The sequence below is a fragment of the Marinifilum sp. D714 genome, from assembly GCF_030851345.1.
Taxonomy (GTDB): domain Bacteria; phylum Bacteroidota; class Bacteroidia; order Bacteroidales; family Marinifilaceae; genus Marinifilum.
This window is the reverse complement of the sequence record NZ_JALPNU010000060.1, coordinates 1-1,082: the sequence shown is the minus strand read 5'-3', so window position 1 is coordinate 1,082 and position 1,082 is coordinate 1. Positions and strand designations below refer to the sequence as shown.

Here is a 1,082-nt window from a genome sequence, read left to right as displayed (position 1 = left end):
ACAGGACTGACTTACCAATGGCAATACCATACAGGTGATAATGTATTTGTAGATGCAAATATTGCAGATGTATCAACAGTTGGTGCAGTGTCAACCTATACAATTGCCAATGTAAGCCAGGCAATGGAATCCTGGGGAGTAAGATGTGTTGTAAAAGATGGTTCAAGTACAAATCAGCCATCTAACGAAGTTAGTGTTGATGTATGGGAAAATATAGTTGTAGCTACAGCTTTAACCAATAACCTAGCTGTTTGTGAAGACACTCCATTAAGTTTAACGGTAGATGCAACGGCAGGAGAGAAAATTAAGTATGAGTGGACAAAATCAGGTAGTGGAACAGTTTTACAAACAGGATCTGTATTAAATCTTGGTAATGCAGAATTGTCAGAATCAGGCACTTATACTTGTAAGGTTTATAATGATCAGAATTGTAACAATGTAAATATCGTATATAATGTAACTGTTCAGGAAAATGCAAAAATCACCTTGCATCCTGTGGATAAAGCAATTTGTGCATCAGATGTACCGGTATCCTTTTATGCAGACGGAACGGCAGAAGGTACGGTTACTTACGAATGGTTCGATAAGGGAGGCAATTTAGTAGGAAGCACTAAGACATTGACGATTGCATCAAATCCTGAGAATGGACAATCCTATTATTGTGTAGTATCAGGGGATGTATGTAATAGTGCAACTACGAATGTAGCTAATCTTATGGTTTACGAAGAGGTTGTAATTACGGATCCATCCGATCAGACAGCATCGGATGGAGAGAGTGTAAGCTTTAGTGTAAGTGCCACAGGCGAACCAACAATTGAATACAAATGGTATGAGAAAACACCGGGTGGAGTATGGACTGCGTTGGCAGAAGGAGGAATTTACAGTGGAGTAAGTACAGCAAACTTAACTATTGATCCGGTATCCATATCCATGGATGCGAATCAATATAAATGTGAGGCCTGGAGTAGCACATGTTCGGCAGTTGATGAAAGTGATTTCGCAACACTAACAATATTAGCAGTTAATAAGATTGCAGTTCAGCCAACTAACCAGGTAGTATGTGAGGGAGAAGATATTGTATT

1 protein-coding gene is annotated in these 1,082 nt (G+C 39.1%); it reads left to right on the top strand.

Annotated features, from left to right (window positions below):
- A partial coding sequence (locus M0051_RS19535) for an immunoglobulin domain-containing protein (protein WP_306743253.1) occupies window positions 1-1,082 on the top strand: 1,082 nt, incomplete at both ends.